Raw genomic sequence first — 15,839 nt, 5'->3', positions numbered from 1 at the left:
CTCCTTCAGCGTTAAATCAATGATCTCGATCGATAATATAACCCGCGATGGCCCGCAAGGGGTCTGCTTTGTTATCAAATATCGACAATGCCTGCAAGCCTTGTTCCACCAATGCGCGGGCGTAGGCCTCGGCGCCGGACAAGCCCAACAGGGCAGGGTAGGTGTTCTTTTGCCGCGCTTGGTCCGATCCGACCGCTTTGCCCATCACGGCGGGATCGCCCTTCACATTGAGCAGATCGTCCACCACCTGAAAGGCCAACCCGATGCAATCGGCATATTCCGCCAGCTGCGTCACCTGTTGCGCCGATCCCCCGCCGAGCAGGGCGCCGGAGCGGGTGGCCGCCTGGATCAAAGCGCCGGTTTTCAAGCGGTGCAATGCCGCCAAATCGTCGCGCCCGATTTTGACCCCTTCAAAAGCCAGATCGCGGGCCTGGCCTTCGATCATGCCGCGGCAACCCGCCGCCCGGGAGATGGCGGCCATTACCGCCGTCCAGGCCGGCAGCAACTGCCCATCGGCTTGCAGCGCGGCCTCGCTCATCACTTCGAAGGCCATGGTCAGCAACGCATCGCCGGCCAGAATGGCCGTTGCCTCACCGAAACGCACATGGCAGGTGGGCTGTCCGCGGCGCAGGTCGTCGTTGTCCAGGGCCGGCAGGTCGTCGTGAATCAAGGAGTAGGTGTGGATCATCTCCAGCGCGCAGGCCGCCGGCATGGCCTGCGTTTCATTCCCGCCCACCGCGGAACAGCTCGCCAGGCACAACACCGGCCGCAACCGCTTGCCGCCGGCCGTGACCGCGTGCATCACCGCGGGTTGCATGTGGTCACTGGGGCATAGCCGTTGGATCGAGGTCAGCAAGGCGCTATCGATTTTGCTGCGTTGCACGGCCAGGTAGTCGTTGAGATCGAAAGCTGGCACCGAAAAGGTGTCGACTGCTGTTGTCCCATCCTTATTCATAGGATTCGGTCCCCGCGCCTCCCTCGGCATCCCCCTCGGCACCGAACGGCGCCTCTTTGATCGACCCGTCCCCCTGTTCCATCAAAAGGGTGACCTTCTTTTCCGTTTCGTCCAGTTTCTGGGCGCAGTAACGGGACAGCTTGATCCCCTCCTCGAACTTCTTGAGCGCGCTTTCAAGGGGCAACTCCCCCGCTTCCATTTCCTGGACGATCTGTTCCAACTGCTCCATTGCCTTCTCGAAGGACTGCTTGGCCATGTGTTTTATCCCTTCCCCGATTGCGCTAATCCTCTATCCGGTCCACCGTGACCTGCAAACGGCCCCGAGCCAGGATGACCTCCAGCGGTTCGCCACTGTGAACACTATCACTATAAGTAACAACAATTTGGGTGTTCACCTTTCGAGTGATGCTGTAACCCCTCCGCAGCACCGAACGCGGACTCAAGGCATCCAGGGCCGCATGCCCGGCCGCCAGCCGCCCCTTGCAAGCCGCCACTTGCCCGTCCATGCCACGGGTCAGGCGAAAAGCAAGCATCTCCACCCGTTGTCGGCGCTCGCGCACCATCACCATCGGGTTGCCGCGCTGCAACCGGTGGTCGGCCTGCGCCGTTGCCGTGCGGCGGTTTTGCAGAATGTGCCGCACGGCACGCTGCAAACGCTCCGTCCAATCATCCAACCGCAGCCGATTCTCCTGCACCTTGCGGATGGGGTGCACCATGGATCGGTTTGCGCGGTCCAACCGCTCCCGCCAGCGCGTTGCCATGCGCATCATTGCACCGGCCATGCGTTGCGCCAACAGCACATGATGCCGACGCAGCTCCGCCTTGACCGGCACCACCAACTCCGCCGCCGCCGAAGGGGTCGGCGCCCGCACATCGGCCACGAAATCGGCAATGGTGAAATCGGTCTCGTGGCCCACCGCCGAAACCACCGGAATCCGTGAATCAAAAACGGCCCGCGCCACCGCCTCCGCGTTGAAAGGCGCCAAATCCTCCAGCGATCCGCCGCCGCGCGCCAGAACGATCACATCGGCCCTGGCGCGCACATTGGCGATCCGCAACGCCCGGACAATCTCGGCAGGCGCGGCGTCCCCCTGCACCCGCACCGGCAGTACCTCCACCCGAACATTGGGAAAACGCCGCCCGATCACATGCAAAATGTCACGAATCACCGCTCCGGTGGGGGATGTAATCACGGCGATGGTGCGGGGCATGAAGGGCAGGGGCTGCTTGTGCCGCTCATCGAAAAGCCCCTCGGCGGCCAATTTGGCCTTGAGCTGCTCGAAGGCCAATTGCAGCGCTCCCGCACCCTTGGGCTCGGCATACTCCAAAACAATCTGGTAGTTGCCCCTGGGTTCATACACCGTTATACGACCCATGGCGATGATGGTCAGCCCGTCATCCAGATCAAACCGCAAACGGCGCAGTTGGCCACGAAACATCACCGCCGCGATTTGCGCCTTGTCGTCCTTGAGCGTGAAATAGGCATGGCCTGACGAGGGGATACGCAAGTTTGATATTTCGCCACATATCCATACCATGGCGAACTTATCTTCAAGCAACCGTTTAATATTCGTGGTCAGCTTGGCAACCGAGTATATCTGCCGCGGGAGTGTGCCGTTGTTGGGATCCAATGAAGGTTACCTGTCAGGCGTATCGTTGTTTAAGTTCTCTGAAGACATCGGTCAAATCGTGGCCACAATATAGACCACATTCCATTGTCGATCAAACCAAACCTGGCATAAGGGAGGATCATCAGATATTATTAATGTCCGATAAGATATATTATGTAAACTTTATGACGCAACTGTATTCCCACCAAGGATGTGCTGGCAAAAACAGCGCACCCCTACAGAGAGTGTTTTTAAAAATTATCTATTCAGGAATTCGTTTTGGTGTCCGGGTTGGCGTGGCGCTACGGGTGTAAATATCCACTGTGGTTTCCAAGCGTATGATGCGACGATCCAAGTCTCGCATGTCCGTATCCATGCGCTCCACCTTGTCAACAAGTGTGGACAACTTTTGATTCATCACCGCACCCGTTCGCATGGCATCAAATATCTTCTCACCGAGACTCATATTTGTTCCTTCCTAAAATATCGTGGGTTTCATCCAGGCGTTCCATCACCTGATCTATTTTAGTGATCGCTGCCTTAGCGGTCTGTAGGTAAGCTTCCACCATGGCTTCCAGCATATCACTGTCATCGGCGGAAAGTTCAGCCTCAAAAGCATCCACGGCTTGACGGACCACCTCGGCAAAAGACACCTTTTTGGTCTCAGCGAGCCTTTCAACTTTCAAAATCATATCCGCCGGCATTAAGATCGGTTTTCGTTGCATCGCTTGCTGCTGGGTTTGGGGCATCACACACCTCCTTTTCGCATATTATAGCGCAGGCACAACACATGGGCAACCTGAATTAGGTGCGGATTTAATCGAAATCGATATCGAAAAGATGCGCTTCCTTCGTCAGCACATCCTATAGCGCATGTTCTTTTTCCCAAAACGCTATCCCTCAATTCGCGATAAAATTCATCACAAATCATCATCAAATCATAGGATGTGCTGACGAAGGAAGCGCATCAATCCTGACGATTTGGTACGGTGTCATCCGAATTGAACTCCTGCGGCTTGAACCGGTCCAGATACTCCCTGGCCGCCGGCACAATATAAATTGACTCGATGGGCAACCCGGCAAGACACTCCGCCAGCACCTCCACTTTCTGATTCAATCGCAGGTGCTTATCGATGATACAATGATCCTTGTCTTTAACCTTGCAGTAGCCGCTCTTCACATGAATCCCGGTCGGGCGGAAATTCTGCTCCAACACCCGAATGTCCAGCTTTTCCGCTAATTCCTTCAATTCGCGATATAATTGCTCAGGCTTCATTTAAATAGCGACCGCCTCAATCGTCAAATCGTCTATCGAAGCCATCTCGTAATGCAAGCGCTCGAAGCCGATCACCTTGCCATCTTTATCCTTTATCAAAATAACCTCTTGCCCGGTTTCCTCAGCGATGAACTCGTTTTCGGGATTGTCAAACCAAACGGTCAACGTTTTGGCTTCCGCATCAAAATATATTTTCAACGCTGCCATACCTTCGCTCCTTTTACGATCTGCACCAATGAAAGCGAGCCGTTAGGGAATGAACCATAGGATGTGCTGACGAAGGAAGCGCATCGTTTTCGATCCCGATTGCGATCCCGATTTCGATTTGGATTCGATAACACCGCTACCCGATCTCCCGCGGGTGGCACTGGCAACTAGTTGCCAGTGTTGCGCAGCAACAGGAGGTCATGAGCATCACTCCCGCCACCGGCAAGGATTTCTACATGCGATTGCCCTGTGCAAAATGCTATATACAATTGACATATAGCATTGTTGGAACTAAAATCACTAAAACAACTTGGTCAATAAATGGAGGGTAAACTGATGCCAAATCAAGGTTCTGTATTTACAAACAATCGAACACAAGCAGTCCGGCTCCCAGCGGACATGCGCTTCCCCAAAGGAGTGAAAAAAGTTTTTGTACGATCCGTCGGCAAGGAGCGCATCATCTCGCCGGTGGAAAACCTTTGGGATAGCTTCTTTATATCCGAAAACAGGGTGACCGATGATTTTCTGACTGAACGCGCAGAGCAAACACAATCTGACAGGGAGCCCTTTTAATGCTCAAATATTTGCTCGATACCAACATTGTAATTAAGGAACCCCCATCGGTGTCAATGATCTGCATATCGCAGCCCATGCACGTAGCGAAGGTCTGATCCTTGTAACCAACAACTTGCGGGAATTTGAAAGAGTATCCGCTCTAAGAACAGAAAACTGGGTATAGTCTTATCATTGCCTGTGCCCCCTACCCAATCTCCCGCCGCACCACCTCCGCAATATCCTTGCACAATTGTTCCGTCCGTTCCCGCGTCGGCCCTTCCACCATCACCCGGCACATGTTCTGGGTACCTGAATAACGCACCAGAACACGCCCCTGGTCGCCCAACGCCGTTTCCACCGCCGTGATGGCCTCCGCGATGGCCGGCACGCCCTCCAAATCCGGCTTTTCGCGCACATCCACATTGATCAGCACCTGGGGATAGACCGTCATGATGGCGGCCAACTCGGACAGCGGACGCCCCGCATCCCGCACGGCGCCCAGCAGTCGCAGCGCCGCCACCAACCCGTCGCCGGTGGTGTGCACGTCCCGAAAAATCAAGTGCCCCGAATCCTCGCCGCCCAACACCGCCCCTTCGCGCACCATGGCCTGCATCACGTAACGATCGCCGACCCCTGTGGTCACCACCCGGATACCATGCCCCTGCATCGCCTGGTGAAACCCGGTGTTGCTCATCACCGTGGCCACCACCAGATCCCCGGCCAGGGCGCCCTTCTCCTTCAAATGCCGGGCACAGACGGCCATGATCTGGTCGCCGCTGAGCACCCGACCCGTTTCATCCACCACGATCAAGCGGTCACCGTCGCCGTCGAAGGCCAATCCCGCATCGGCGCCCTGCTCTTTGACGGCCCGGGCCAGGGCATCGGGGTGCTGCGAGCCGCAGTCGGCATTGATATTCATGCCGTCCGGCGTGCAAAACAGCGGCGTCACCCGGGCGCCAAGCCGCTGAAACAATTCCGGCGCCACCCGGAAAGTCGCCCCGTTGGCGCAATCCAGCACAATGCGCATTCCCTCCAGCGAAAGGTCGCCGGCGACCGCCGACAAAAAATCCAAATAACAACCATCCGGATCCGCAATGCCGCGCAGCCGCCCGACGCCGAAATCAGCGGTTTCGACGGGGCCACGACAACCATTCAACACCAGGGATTCGATCCGCTCCTCTTCCGCATCGGCAAGCTTGAACCCGCCGCCGTCAAACACCTTGATACCATTGTCCTCAAATGGATTATGCGAAGCGGAAATCACCACCCCCGCAAGCGCACCGTTGTCCGCGGCCAAACGCGCGATGCCCGGCGTCGGCAACACCCCGGCCAGGGCCACGTCCATCCCCGCCGCGCAAACCCCGGCGGCTACGGCCTGGGCCAGCATGTCGCCTGAAAGGCGCGTGTCCTGGCCGATCACCACCAGTCCCTTACTAGACCCGGTGTTGCCCTTCGCCCCACCGAAATGCACCCCGATCGCCCGCCCCACGGCCAAAGCGGTGGGAGCATCCATCGGATAGCGATTGGCCACGCCCCGAATACCGTCCGTACCGAATAGTTTCGTCATCTACTTGGTCATCTACCTGTCGACTCAGCCTATCGCGTCAAAAGAGTTGCCGTCTCCGCCACCCGCTCAACAATGCCGTTCAACCATTGTGTCCCCGCATCGGCCAACGCTCGGTCCAGGCCGCCGATCACCGCCAGATAATCCTTGCCCCGCTCACTGATTTGATGCGCCACCTGCTCCAGAAAACGGTCCCGCACCGCTCCATCACCCTCGAACGGTTGCAGCGCGATCAGCCGCTCCCGCAGCTCCGACCAACCATCGGCGAAACGCCCGGCCACCCCGTCCGCCGCCGCGCCGGCCAACTTGTCCCGCAGGCGCCCCAACTGCCCGATTCGCTCGTCGATGCCGTTTTGCAAGGTCTCCTGCAACCCTTCCAGCAGCGGCGCCGGCAACCCATTCCCCACGAACAACCGCCGCACATGGGCATACCACTGTCCCAAGGCATACAGGTTGCCGATATAATGGAAATTGTTATCCAGAATCCGCTTGAGCCCCAGAAAATTGCCCGTTACATAAGGAATGCTACCGCTGCGGCTTTTGCCGCCCAGGACCAAGTGGTTTTCCTTCAATTGATCGTGCCGGCAGATAATTCCCGCCGCCGTCACCGTGCCGTAGGCCAACCGGCAAGGCCCCACCAGCCCCCCCTGCCCTCCCAGGAAAACAGGGGAGCGGTTGAGCATCACACCGCCCGGCACATCCCCGATCAACGAAGGCGTTGCCTTGTCCTGGTTGGGCGTGAAGTTGAAATGAATATACGAACTGCCCACCTCGCTGTGGTTGTCGCGCCCCGTGCCGCCGGCCATCAGGCAATCGCAGAAATTGATCAAACTACCCAGGGTCACATAGGGGAACAGAATGGTCTGTTTGAGCCCCACCGTGTGGGCCACACTCGCCTGTTCCTCCAAAATAGTGCCCTGGCGTACATGGGCCCCCAGCCCGCAGGAGGCCTTGGCCAGAAACACCGCGTCGGCAAAATAACCGCCCTTCAAAGCCGCCCCCGGCCCCACGTAACAGTTCTCCACCGTGGCCGGCCCCTCGCTGCCGATCCGCGCCCCGGACGTAACAAAGGTTCGCGCACCGGAAATGCGGCTGCCCGGATGCAACACCACCCCATCGCCGGAAATGCGGTCCAACGCCACATCGTCGCCGATCACCACCGCCCCGGGGTCGGGCATCGCAACACCCTTATGCAACAATTGTTCAATACGGTCCATGGGCCCCCTATTCAGCAATATCGCGACATCTGCGGACAACGATTTCCTCAAACCCTTCCCACTTGCCCACAACGCTCGCAAGCCCTTTGCGTTCCTCATGCTGCTCAACGATGCCCAGGTCATCAACACTCACCAAGGCAGCAACCGGTTTGTTACGCCGCATAATCACATACTGCTCATTCCCGTATGCACATTTGGATAGTATGGCCGAAAGATTCGCTCTTGCTTCGGTAACGGAGATTTTAATCATCAATACCTCCCCTAAGCGGCACATCTTTAAGACTAATTTGAAACTTCTTCATAAACAACCCATGCGTTCGGCAAAAATCTTCTGCCGCCGAATGGGATGCCTTGTTGGCGCCCTCTGCATCGTTGAAGGATACCAAGACCCCGGCCACGCCATGTTGTTCCCGAATCCGATCCATCTCTTCAAATGCGCCCAGAATCGGATAGCCCTGAATCTTTTTACCATTTTTAAGGGTGTCGTCATCCACGAACCCCACCGGCTTGACGCCCAACCGCGGATTGTTCAGGATCTCGCGCAGCAACAACTCCCCTGCCCTGCCCGCGCCGTAGATCACCACCCGGTCTCCTGCCAGCGTCTGGCGGTTGCGCGTTTCGATGAAAAAGCGGAAGGAACCGCGCACCCCCAGCAACAAGCCCGTGGTCAGCATCCAGTCGATGACAAAGATGCCCTTGGAAAAATCCTGGAAACGGTAAATGAAAGTGACCGCCGCCACCGACAGCAAGGTGCCCATCGCCGAGGCCCGTCCCACAAGGAACACATCGCTGGTGCTCAAATACCCCCAGAGACCACGATAGACCCCCATGGCCAGGAACACCACCATTTTACAACCGATCACCGCCGGCAGCGAACTGAGAAACACAGGGAAATAAAGGGAGAACTCCACCCCGCTGAAGCGCAGCCGATAGGCCAGGTAATAGGAGAAGGCCACCAGCACCAGGTCGAAAAGGACAAAGAGCAGTTGCCGTTTATAAGTCAGCTCCAGCAGCACCGGCGTGAAGGTCCGGTCTCGCAATGCCGAGAACTCCTTCTCCGGATAGACCCGCAACTGGCTCAGGTAAATTCCCATCAACACCACGGCCGTCACCACCGGCAGGATGACCGCCGGCGATGTCAGGGTGTCGCTGCGGCTGACGAACACGGCCGCCAACCCTGCAACCATTCCTGTTCCATACAGAAACAGCACAGCGCTCTTTTCCGAAAACCCCATCAACACCAAACGATGGGAGGTGTGATCCCGTCCTCCCGTGGACGCCTTGCGTCCGCTCAACAGGCGAATCACTGTCACCAGGGTGGTATCCAGAATGGGCACCAGCAGCATGAGCACCGGAATGGCGAACCGGGCCAGCGGCGTCGCGGACGGCACCGAGGCATAACACAGCACCAGCACACTCACGCTGAAACCGATCACCAGGCTGCCGCAATCGCCCATGAAAATCTTGGCCGGATTGAAATTGTAAATCAAAAAGCCACCCATGGCACCCGCCAACACCAAGGCGATCAACATCGGCTCCCGCGCCAGTGGCGCAAAAAGAAACGCCAGGGCCAAACATGCCACTGTTCCCACACCGGCGCACAGACCGTCCATGTTGTCGATCAGGTTGAAGGCATTGGTGATGCCCACCACCCACAACAGGGTGACCATGGTGTCGCCGGTCAAGGAGTGGAACCAGTTCAACCGAAACCCAAGAAAGACCACCCAGGCCGCCGCGATGATCTGGCCGATGAGTTTGTTGTGGGGTTTTAAACTGCGAAAATCATCGAAGAGCCCGACGAGAAACAGAAACGAAGCGCCCACCAGGATCACCGCTCCGGCGGACGGCACCCCCTGGGCACCATCGGTTCGAAACACATGCCCGACCAGCGAACCGAAATCGGCCATCAACGCCAGCCCAACGGCCATGGCACCGAAAATGGCGATACCGCCCATCAAGGCGGTCGGCTTCTTGTGCCACCGGTCCGACGACGGCTGCGCTACCCAGCCATAACGCAGCGCCGCCCACCGCACCACGGGCGTACCCGCCGCCGCCAACGCCAGGGAGAAAAGAAACAGCAGAGTTGGATTGTCGATCATTGGCTTTCAGCAATCAGCAGCTATCCGTTGGATAAAAACGTTCATCTACAGAAACAACGCTGACACCAGCGCTTCAAGCCCCATCCGGCCGTTTGCGCATATAACTGACCACCCGGGTCAATATCGCATCCAGGTCGTTTTTCGGATCGAACCCGATCAACTTGCGAATCTTGTCCACCCCCGGCACCCGCCGCTGCATATCCTCAAAATCCTTGCCGAAGGCCTCATCATAGGGAATCAACTTCAGTTCCGACGACGAACCGGTCAACGCCACGATCCGTTTGGCCAGCTCCAGAATCGATACCTCCTCGATGCCGCCGACATTGAACACCTCGCCGAAGGCCCCCTCGTTTTCCACCATGCGCTGAAACGCCCACACCACGTCCTTCACATCGGTAAAGGTGCGCGTCTGGCTCCCGTCCCCGTAAATCGTCAGCGGCTCGTTGCGCAGCGCCTGCCCCACCAACCGCGGGATCACCATTCCATACGTCCCCGTCTGCCGCGGCCCCACCGTGTTGAACAACCGGGCGACGGTCACCTGCAATCCGGTGGTCCGAAAATAGGCCAAGGACATGAACTCGTCCATCAGCTTGGAGGCCGCATAGCTCCAGCGGAACTTGCTCGAAGGCCCGTAAATGATATTGTCCGTCTCCACCAGCGGCGCATGGGTGTGCTTGCCGTACACCTCCGACGTGGAAGCGATCAGCACCCGTTTCTTGAACTTGTTGCACAGCTCCAGCACGATCTCCGTGCCTTGGATGTTGGTGGTGATCGACTCCATGGGATTGTTCAGAATATACTCCACCCCCACCGCTGCCGCCAGATGGTGCACCACATCGCAGGTACCCACCAGCTCCAACATCACCTCACGGTTCATGATGGTGTCGATGTGCACAAAAAACCGCTTCGAATAGCCGCCTTTTTCTTTCAGGTGGGCGATATTGTCCAGGGAACCTGTGGAGAGATCGTCGATGATATAGACCTCGTCCCCGTTGGCCAGATAGGCCTCCGCCAAATGGGACCCGATGAACCCGGCGCCGCCGGTGATCAAAACTCGCATGATTTCGCTCCGTGGTGGTTAATTACAAATTTTTTGAATCTATTTTGAATGTTATGCATGAAAACAAACTTCTTAGCCTAAGGCGGCATACATGGCAATGAAAAGCCCCCTCAAGGCAACCATCTTTCTCGCCACATTTCCCACATCAGCAATGTCCAGAGGCGATACTGGTAGTTGTACCGGCCGCTCAGGTGCGCATCCATCGTCTTTTCCACCATGGTCGGGTCGAAGCGGTGCTCCGACGCAATACGGGCGTGGGACAAATAGTCTGTCAACATAGACTTGAGCTTCGTCCTCAACCATTGGTCGATAGGTGCGGCGAACCCCATTTTTGGCCGCTCGAAAAGTTCAGAAGGGACATAACGGGTCAGGAGTTTTTTCAAAATGTGTTTTCCTGACCCGTTTCGGTACTTGAGATGGTTCGGAATGGTCGCGGCATGTGCCACAGCCCGCCGATCCAACAAGGGCACCCGCACTTCCAGGCCGAATGCCATGCTGGCCCGATCCACCTTGGTCAACATGGCATCCGGCAAGTAGGTCTGCTGATCCACCCACATTAACCTGGAAAGCTCCGGCAAATCAGGCGGATGATCGAAGGCGGATTCGAATCCGCCCAATGGTGGTGTCCGGCGCGCAAGCCGAGCCAATTCCTTCCTGCCCCACACACAGATAGTTGCCCGGTAAATTTCGGACAGCGGGGCAAATGTCAGAATGTCTCCTAATTTACGCCATTTTTCAGCAAAATTGGCTACCTGGAATCTTCGTGGCAAACAGTCGCGAATTCTGAGGTAACCGGTTTCCAGCCAGGGAGCGGGCAATCCGCTGACCGCTGCCGCCAGAAGGCGTCGACTACCTGGCGGTAGCGCCGCCAGCCAACGGGAAACAACGCCGGTCATCCAGTAGCGCATATAACCCGCATATTGCTCATCGCCGCCGTCTCCGGACAGTGCAACCTTCACCTGTCCCCGTGTGAGCCTGCACACTATCGCGCTCGGAACTGCCGAAGCGTCTGCGAACGGCTCATCATATATTTCAGGTAGGCGCGGAATGATCTCCAGCGCCTCATCCGGAGTGACATACAACTTTGTGTGATGCGTGCCTAAGGTAGCAGCGATCCTCTCGGCCCAGGGCGACTCATCGTACCCGCGTGCATCGAACCCGATGCTAAAGGTGCGTACCGGCGCCGCACTGATTTTTTGCATCAAGGCCACCACCAGCGATGAATCGATCCCGCCACTCAACAGCGCTCCCAGAGGTACGTCGCTCACCATTTGGTCGTTCACTGCACGTGTCAGCACATCATCAAGGCTATCCAAAACCGCCTCTTCCATTGGCTCCGTCGAGAAATTTCCGTCCGGCTCTTCGGTCGGTGGAGGCAAGTGCCAGAATTTCTTGCTGACCTCCCCCGCACTGCCCCAAATCATATAGGTTCCCGGCTGCAGTTTCCATGTGTTCTTAAAAACGGTGCGCGGGGTCGGTATATACTGGTAGTGCAACAAGAGAGACACAGCGTCTTCATCTACATCCCGGTCAAAGGCATTAAAGGCCATGATGGCCTTTAACTCGGAAGCAAAAAGGAGCTGATCGTCCTTTTTGTAAAAGTATAACGGTTTGATCCCTAAAGGATCACGCGCCAATACGAGATGCCGTTTCCTGCCGTCCCAGATGGCCAAAGCGAACATCCCTTCAAATTTCCCAAAACAACCTACACCCCATGCAATATAGGCTTCCAAGACCACTTCCGTATCGCTATTGCCACGGAAAACATGTCCCAGCGCAGACAATTCGGCGCGGATTTCCTTAAAATTGTATACCTCGCCGTTGTAGACCACCCAAACTCGTCTGTCCGCGTCGCTCATAGGCTGGCGCCCGGCATCGGATAGGTCGATGATGGATAGACGCCGATGCCCCAGACCGATGCCGCTGCTTGAATCCATGAAAATTCCCGCATCGTCGGGTCCGCGATGTTTAAGCGCATCGCGTGCAGTCAGGAGATCCCGGGATAATGAAACAAAATCATTTCTGGAAAAAAAACCAACAATTCCACACATATTTTTATTCTATCGTTTCGCTGCTGCTGTTAGTATTTCGGCGAGCAAAGGACCCACGCGCGACAACGCAAATTCGCGCATCACTTTTTCCCGAGCCTTCCTACCCATCTTTTCACGCAATTCGCGGTTCGCCGCAAGCAATCGTAAACAGCTGACCCATTCATCCTGGGTTCGTGCATGATAACCGTGGACACCGTGTTGCACGATCGTTTGGTTTATCCCCACGGGGGAGGCTACTACAGGAACACCGCAAGCCATGCATTGAATGAGTTTGTATCCGCATTTACCCCTTTCAAAGGAATTGTCCGGCAAGGGCATAATCCCCACATCGAACTTTTGAATGGACTCAACTTCTGTTTCTTCCGACCATTGAACGATTTCAGACGAAATACCACGCAAAGCAGAATTTGAGGCGCCAACGAGCACCAATCGAAGGCGATCCTCGCGAACAACGATCTCGAGTGCACCTCTGATGTTTTCCAGATATCTCTGGGTTATGGGTGACCCTATCCAACCAATGCAGAAATCCCGATCAGGTTTAGATCGAAATCCATAGCGCATCGTATCCACAACAGTGGGTATGATTTGAATGCAATCAGCACCCGCCCTTTCAGCGTAGTCGGCCAAGTAAGTGTTCCCAACGGTTACCAATTTTGCGCTATGCATTATCCATCCGATTTTTTTCCCCAGAATTTTACGGATGAAACGTCTGTGGTGTTGGTCGTAGAGATGGAAAACGGCATCATCATAATCCACCACGAATGGTCGATTGATTTTATTCAAGAGTTTTACGTCCACTCCCGGTATCCAAGGAAAAAGCTCTTTCTCGATCCAGATCAAATCCGTGTCGTCGATCTTGTTTAGAAGTCTTAAACGGTTCCAATACCCGAAAAACAAGTCAAAAAGTGGCCTCTGACCGGCTGAGAAAAGCTTGCGTATATAATCAGACCCGACTAAAGGTTGAACCTGTACGGAGATTCCCGCGGATTGTAAATAGGGAAGAAATTGAAAAAGCCGCAACCTGCTGCTTGGGCCGATTCTGGGATACTTTGGAAGGGCGAGTAGCTTCATCAAAAAATGATTCTGATTTTAAAAGGTTTCAGGCAGATTTTGCCCATCCACCCACAAGCGTTGCAAACCCTCAAATTTCATAACCGTTCCAATTCAAAGTGGATTTCATAGCAAGGAATCAGCCAGCATAGGTTTTCTTCATAAAACTCCATGGAATAACTGCTCACATTCACTATGGCCTGGATAATTCTTTTCAGCGCCCATCTCCCGTAGAAGGGACGTGGTGATTTGAAGATCAGCTTTGTTTTCTTGATTTCGAAACATATCGTATTTTTATAGTCTGGACACTTTCGGGAAAAGATAAATTCCCGTGCAAAATAAGAAAAAGTATACAACCCAAACGGTTGACGATGTGTTGCATCTGAATAAAAATAAGGATTTGAAAAATGGGGAACCACAACCTCCAGTTTCGCACCGCTCTTCATTATTCTTGCCAGCTGATCCATTATATTGCCAAGATTCATTAAATGTTCGAAACAATGATACGAAAAAACCCCGGATGTGCATTTGTCAGGAAATCGTTTCAGCACATCTTGCAGATCGCCAACGATATCAACGCCTTCATAATCCAAGGCATCAATTCCGATCGCATCCGTGTGTCTCTTTCGATCGCCACATCCCAGCTCCAAAGTTATAGGTTGTCCGTTTTCGTTTCTTTTTCGAATGAAATCCGAAATGTCATGTGTTGTCGGCACGGAGGATTTTCCTGTCGTTGGCTATTTTTTAATCGAAATCAGAAAAGCGATCTCATCGCGGGATAATAGATAGCGCACGGCAAACCACCCAAACAAGGCCATGGTAAAAACGGCACCACCGATACGAACAGGTAACGGTGCAATCACCGCAAACAGACACAACAAAAATAGTGCGAAAAATAGTAGCGTCGCTTTGGGCAACGTTCGCAGCTTGTCGGGTCCAAGTAGTTTTTGAGCCATCATGTACATGAAAAACATATCTATAAAAGCTCGAGCAGCCCATAACAGAGCAGCGCCGTTGATTCCGGCCCACCTTACCACAACAACCAATAAAACGATATAAAGAGGCAGCTGGCAAAGGTGCAAACGGCCGGTCAAGTCAGGACGACCGGCCCCCTGTATTAGGGCATACGGCATCTGACCTAAGCAGATGAAAAACACTCCCACTGCGAGGAATTGGCACACGCGAAAACTTGTTTGGGCAAATTCGATGTTCAACCAAACCGTGAGCAATTCGCCCGCAAAGGCAACCACCAGAAAAACAATTGGGAAAAGAACGATGAAAACATATTTCAGGCTTCTGTCCATCAGATGTGCGCTACGCAGACGATCCACTTGAAATGTTGACGAAAAAGCCGGAAACATAACCCCCATCAGTGCAGCGGAAATCAGTGTCAGCTGTGTGATCGCCTCGCTTGGAGTTGCATAAAATGCAACAGCCGTAACCGATAGAAAAGCGCCAATCAAGAAACGGTCCGCGTAGACGAGCACCGGACTGATGACATTGCTGAGCGTCATCCAACTGCCGAATCGCAGCAGGCGGAAAAAAATGGCGGATTGCATGCCGAAGCCGGAGAGTAAACCTGACACAATACGGAGGCAAAAAAGGAATTGAACGATTACCGCCAGCAGACGCACCACCAGCAAGGCCGCAACAACCACAACCAGGTTGACACTGAAAGGGATCACCGCCAAAGGAGCGGCGAAGGAGAAAATGCCGAGAGGAACGCGCACGGCATTCACCAGATCGAAGCGCTGGTACGCCTCCAAAACACCGCGGAAACCCACACTTGCCATCACCAGCGGGACAAAAAGGGTCAGCATCAGAAACGTGGCGCGGGCTTCGCCCTGCAACTGCAAGGGAATATTCAGCCACTCCTGCACAATCTTGCCGCTGAACAAACCCAGCAAAAGACTCATCCCGATGGACAGCAGCACCATGGCCGACAGGGCCGTCCAGATCATTGCCGGGATATCTTCGACGGCCCCCTGCCCCAGCTTTTCGGCCACAAGCTTGGTCAGTGCCCTGCCCAGACCCATATCCAGGAGGCTCAAATAACCGATCAACACCCACGTCAGCGTCAAAATGCCAAAGCGATCCGTGCCCAAGGCCTCAACGATCAGGGGAATGGCAAACAGCGCCACCAGGGCCGGCGCGCCGAAACCCACCAGGTTCAGCAGCGTGTTTTTGGCCAACAG

The 15,839-nt window shown here is 55.1% G+C and carries 18 protein-coding genes; 2 read left to right on the top strand and 16 right to left on the bottom strand.

From position 1 onward, the window contains the following. Nucleotides 1-16: 16 nt before the first annotated feature. From MRX98_RS18100 to MRX98_RS18070, 7 genes are all read right to left on the bottom strand, one after another. The gene (locus MRX98_RS18100; protein WP_246913347.1) at nt 17-955 is read right to left on the bottom strand and encodes a polyprenyl synthetase family protein; all 939 of its coding nucleotides are present in this window, start codon (nt 953-955) and stop codon (nt 17-19) included. After that, nucleotides 948-1,211, bottom strand: coding sequence for an exodeoxyribonuclease VII small subunit (locus MRX98_RS18095; protein ID WP_246913345.1), 264 nt, complete (start codon nt 1,209-1,211; stop codon nt 948-950). The genes MRX98_RS18100 and MRX98_RS18095 overlap by 8 nt, the downstream gene beginning before the upstream one ends. A gap of 25 nt (nt 1,212-1,236) precedes the next feature. Next, a complete protein-coding gene (xseA, locus tag MRX98_RS18090; RefSeq protein WP_281432428.1) occupies nt 1,237-2,586 on the bottom strand; it encodes an exodeoxyribonuclease VII large subunit in 1,350 nt (449 codons plus the stop codon). Between the two features lie 241 nt (nt 2,587-2,827). Next, a complete protein-coding gene (locus tag MRX98_RS18085; protein WP_246913341.1) occupies nt 2,828-3,031 on the bottom strand; it encodes a hypothetical protein in 204 nt (67 codons plus the stop codon). Continuing rightward, nucleotides 3,018-3,314 (bottom strand): hypothetical protein, encoded by a 297-nt coding sequence (locus tag MRX98_RS18080; protein WP_246913339.1) that lies wholly within the window; start codon nt 3,312-3,314, stop codon nt 3,018-3,020. The genes MRX98_RS18085 and MRX98_RS18080 overlap by 14 nt, the downstream gene beginning before the upstream one ends. 218 nt (nt 3,315-3,532) lie before the next feature. After that, nucleotides 3,533-3,841: a hypothetical protein gene (locus MRX98_RS18075; RefSeq protein WP_246913337.1), complete on the bottom strand. Its 309-nt coding sequence runs from the start codon at nt 3,839-3,841 to the stop codon at nt 3,533-3,535. Then, entirely contained in the window at nt 3,842-4,048 is a 207-nt protein-coding gene (locus tag MRX98_RS18070; RefSeq protein WP_246913335.1) for a DUF2283 domain-containing protein, read from the bottom strand. A 336-nt stretch (nt 4,049-4,384) separates the two neighbouring features. Between MRX98_RS18070 and vapB the strand changes: the two genes are divergently transcribed. Next, the gene (gene vapB / locus MRX98_RS18065; protein WP_246913328.1) at nt 4,385-4,621 is read left to right on the top strand and encodes a type II toxin-antitoxin system VapB family antitoxin; all 237 of its coding nucleotides are present in this window, start codon (nt 4,385-4,387) and stop codon (nt 4,619-4,621) included. 46 nt (nt 4,622-4,667) lie between these two features. Then, nucleotides 4,668-4,787 carry a PIN domain-containing protein gene (locus MRX98_RS22210; protein ID WP_343217776.1) on the top strand — a complete coding sequence of 40 codons (120 nt, stop codon included), beginning with the start codon at nt 4,668-4,670 and terminating at the stop codon, nt 4,785-4,787. A 21-nt stretch (nt 4,788-4,808) separates the two neighbouring features. On the opposite strand, the gene glmM is transcribed toward MRX98_RS22210, so the two are convergent. From glmM to MRX98_RS18015, 9 genes are all read right to left on the bottom strand, one after another. Continuing rightward, entirely contained in the window at nt 4,809-6,170 is a 1,362-nt protein-coding gene (gene glmM, locus MRX98_RS18055; protein ID WP_246913325.1) for a phosphoglucosamine mutase, read from the bottom strand. Nucleotides 6,171-6,199: 29 nt separating this feature from the next. Continuing rightward, a complete protein-coding gene (locus MRX98_RS18050; protein ID WP_246913317.1) occupies nt 6,200-7,345 on the bottom strand; it encodes a protein GlmU in 1,146 nt (381 codons plus the stop codon). 46 nt (nt 7,346-7,391) lie between these two features. After that, nucleotides 7,392-7,634, bottom strand: a complete 243-nt coding sequence (locus MRX98_RS18045) for a type II toxin-antitoxin system Phd/YefM family antitoxin (protein WP_246913315.1) — start codon at nt 7,632-7,634, stop codon at nt 7,392-7,394. Next, nucleotides 7,627-9,483 (bottom strand): glycosyl transferase, encoded by a 1,857-nt coding sequence (locus MRX98_RS18040; RefSeq protein WP_246913313.1) that lies wholly within the window; start codon nt 9,481-9,483, stop codon nt 7,627-7,629. Before MRX98_RS18040 ends, MRX98_RS18045 begins: the two co-directional genes overlap by 8 nt. Nucleotides 9,484-9,556: 73 nt before the next feature. Next, on the bottom strand, nt 9,557-10,543 hold the full coding sequence (locus MRX98_RS18035; protein ID WP_246913311.1) for a GDP-mannose 4,6-dehydratase: 987 nt from the start codon (nt 10,541-10,543) through the stop codon (nt 9,557-9,559). 110 nt (nt 10,544-10,653) lie between these two features. Further along, a complete protein-coding gene (gene asnB, locus MRX98_RS18030; protein ID WP_246913309.1) occupies nt 10,654-12,594 on the bottom strand; it encodes an asparagine synthase (glutamine-hydrolyzing) in 1,941 nt (646 codons plus the stop codon). A gap of 9 nt (nt 12,595-12,603) precedes the next feature. Then, nucleotides 12,604-13,665 carry a glycosyltransferase family 4 protein gene (locus tag MRX98_RS18025; protein WP_246913308.1) on the bottom strand — a complete coding sequence of 354 codons (1,062 nt, stop codon included), beginning with the start codon at nt 13,663-13,665 and terminating at the stop codon, nt 12,604-12,606. A gap of 77 nt (nt 13,666-13,742) precedes the next feature. Further along, nucleotides 13,743-14,360: a class I SAM-dependent methyltransferase gene (locus MRX98_RS18020; protein ID WP_246913306.1), complete on the bottom strand. Its 618-nt coding sequence runs from the start codon at nt 14,358-14,360 to the stop codon at nt 13,743-13,745. Between the two features lie 21 nt (nt 14,361-14,381). Beyond that, nucleotides 14,382-15,836: a flippase gene (locus MRX98_RS18015; RefSeq protein WP_246913304.1), complete on the bottom strand. Its 1,455-nt coding sequence runs from the start codon at nt 15,834-15,836 to the stop codon at nt 14,382-14,384. Nucleotides 15,837-15,839: the final 3 nt, after the last annotated feature.

This window comes from Desulfatitalea alkaliphila (genome assembly GCF_022968795.1).
Classification (GTDB): domain Bacteria; phylum Desulfobacterota; class Desulfobacteria; order Desulfobacterales; family Desulfosarcinaceae; genus Desulfatitalea; species Desulfatitalea alkaliphila.
The sequence above is the reverse complement of the archived record's forward strand: the minus strand, read 5'-3'. Positions and strand labels throughout refer to the sequence as shown.

Coding starts and splice junctions, on each gene's coding strand:
- MRX98_RS18100 (WP_246913347.1), bottom strand. CDS start 955: ATGAATAAGGATGGGACAACAGCAGTCGACACCTTTTCGGTGCCAGCT.
- MRX98_RS18095 (WP_246913345.1), bottom strand. CDS start 1,211: ATGGCCAAGCAGTCCTTCGAGAAGGCAATGGAGCAGTTGGAACAGATC.
- MRX98_RS18085 (WP_246913341.1), bottom strand. CDS start 3,031: ATGAGTCTCGGTGAGAAGATATTTGATGCCATGCGAACGGGTGCGGTG.
- MRX98_RS18080 (WP_246913339.1), bottom strand. CDS start 3,314: ATGCCCCAAACCCAGCAGCAAGCGATGCAACGAAAACCGATCTTAATG.
- MRX98_RS18075 (WP_246913337.1), bottom strand. CDS start 3,841: ATGAAGCCTGAGCAATTATATCGCGAATTGAAGGAATTAGCGGAAAAG.
- MRX98_RS18070 (WP_246913335.1), bottom strand. CDS start 4,048: ATGGCAGCGTTGAAAATATATTTTGATGCGGAAGCCAAAACGTTGACC.
- vapB (WP_246913328.1), top strand. CDS start 4,385: ATGCCAAATCAAGGTTCTGTATTTACAAACAATCGAACACAAGCAGTC.
- glmM (WP_246913325.1), bottom strand. CDS start 6,170: ATGACGAAACTATTCGGTACGGACGGTATTCGGGGCGTGGCCAATCGC.
- MRX98_RS18050 (WP_246913317.1), bottom strand. CDS start 7,345: ATGCCCGACCCCGGGGCGGTGGTGATCGGCGACGATGTGGCGTTGGAC.
- MRX98_RS18045 (WP_246913315.1), bottom strand. CDS start 7,634: ATGATTAAAATCTCCGTTACCGAAGCAAGAGCGAATCTTTCGGCCATA.
- MRX98_RS18040 (WP_246913313.1), bottom strand. CDS start 9,483: ATGATCGACAATCCAACTCTGCTGTTTCTTTTCTCCCTGGCGTTGGCG.
- MRX98_RS18035 (WP_246913311.1), bottom strand. CDS start 10,543: ATGCGAGTTTTGATCACCGGCGGCGCCGGGTTCATCGGGTCCCATTTG.
- asnB (WP_246913309.1), bottom strand. CDS start 12,594: ATGTGTGGAATTGTTGGTTTTTTTTCCAGAAATGATTTTGTTTCATTA.
- MRX98_RS18025 (WP_246913308.1), bottom strand. CDS start 13,665: ATGAAGCTACTCGCCCTTCCAAAGTATCCCAGAATCGGCCCAAGCAGC.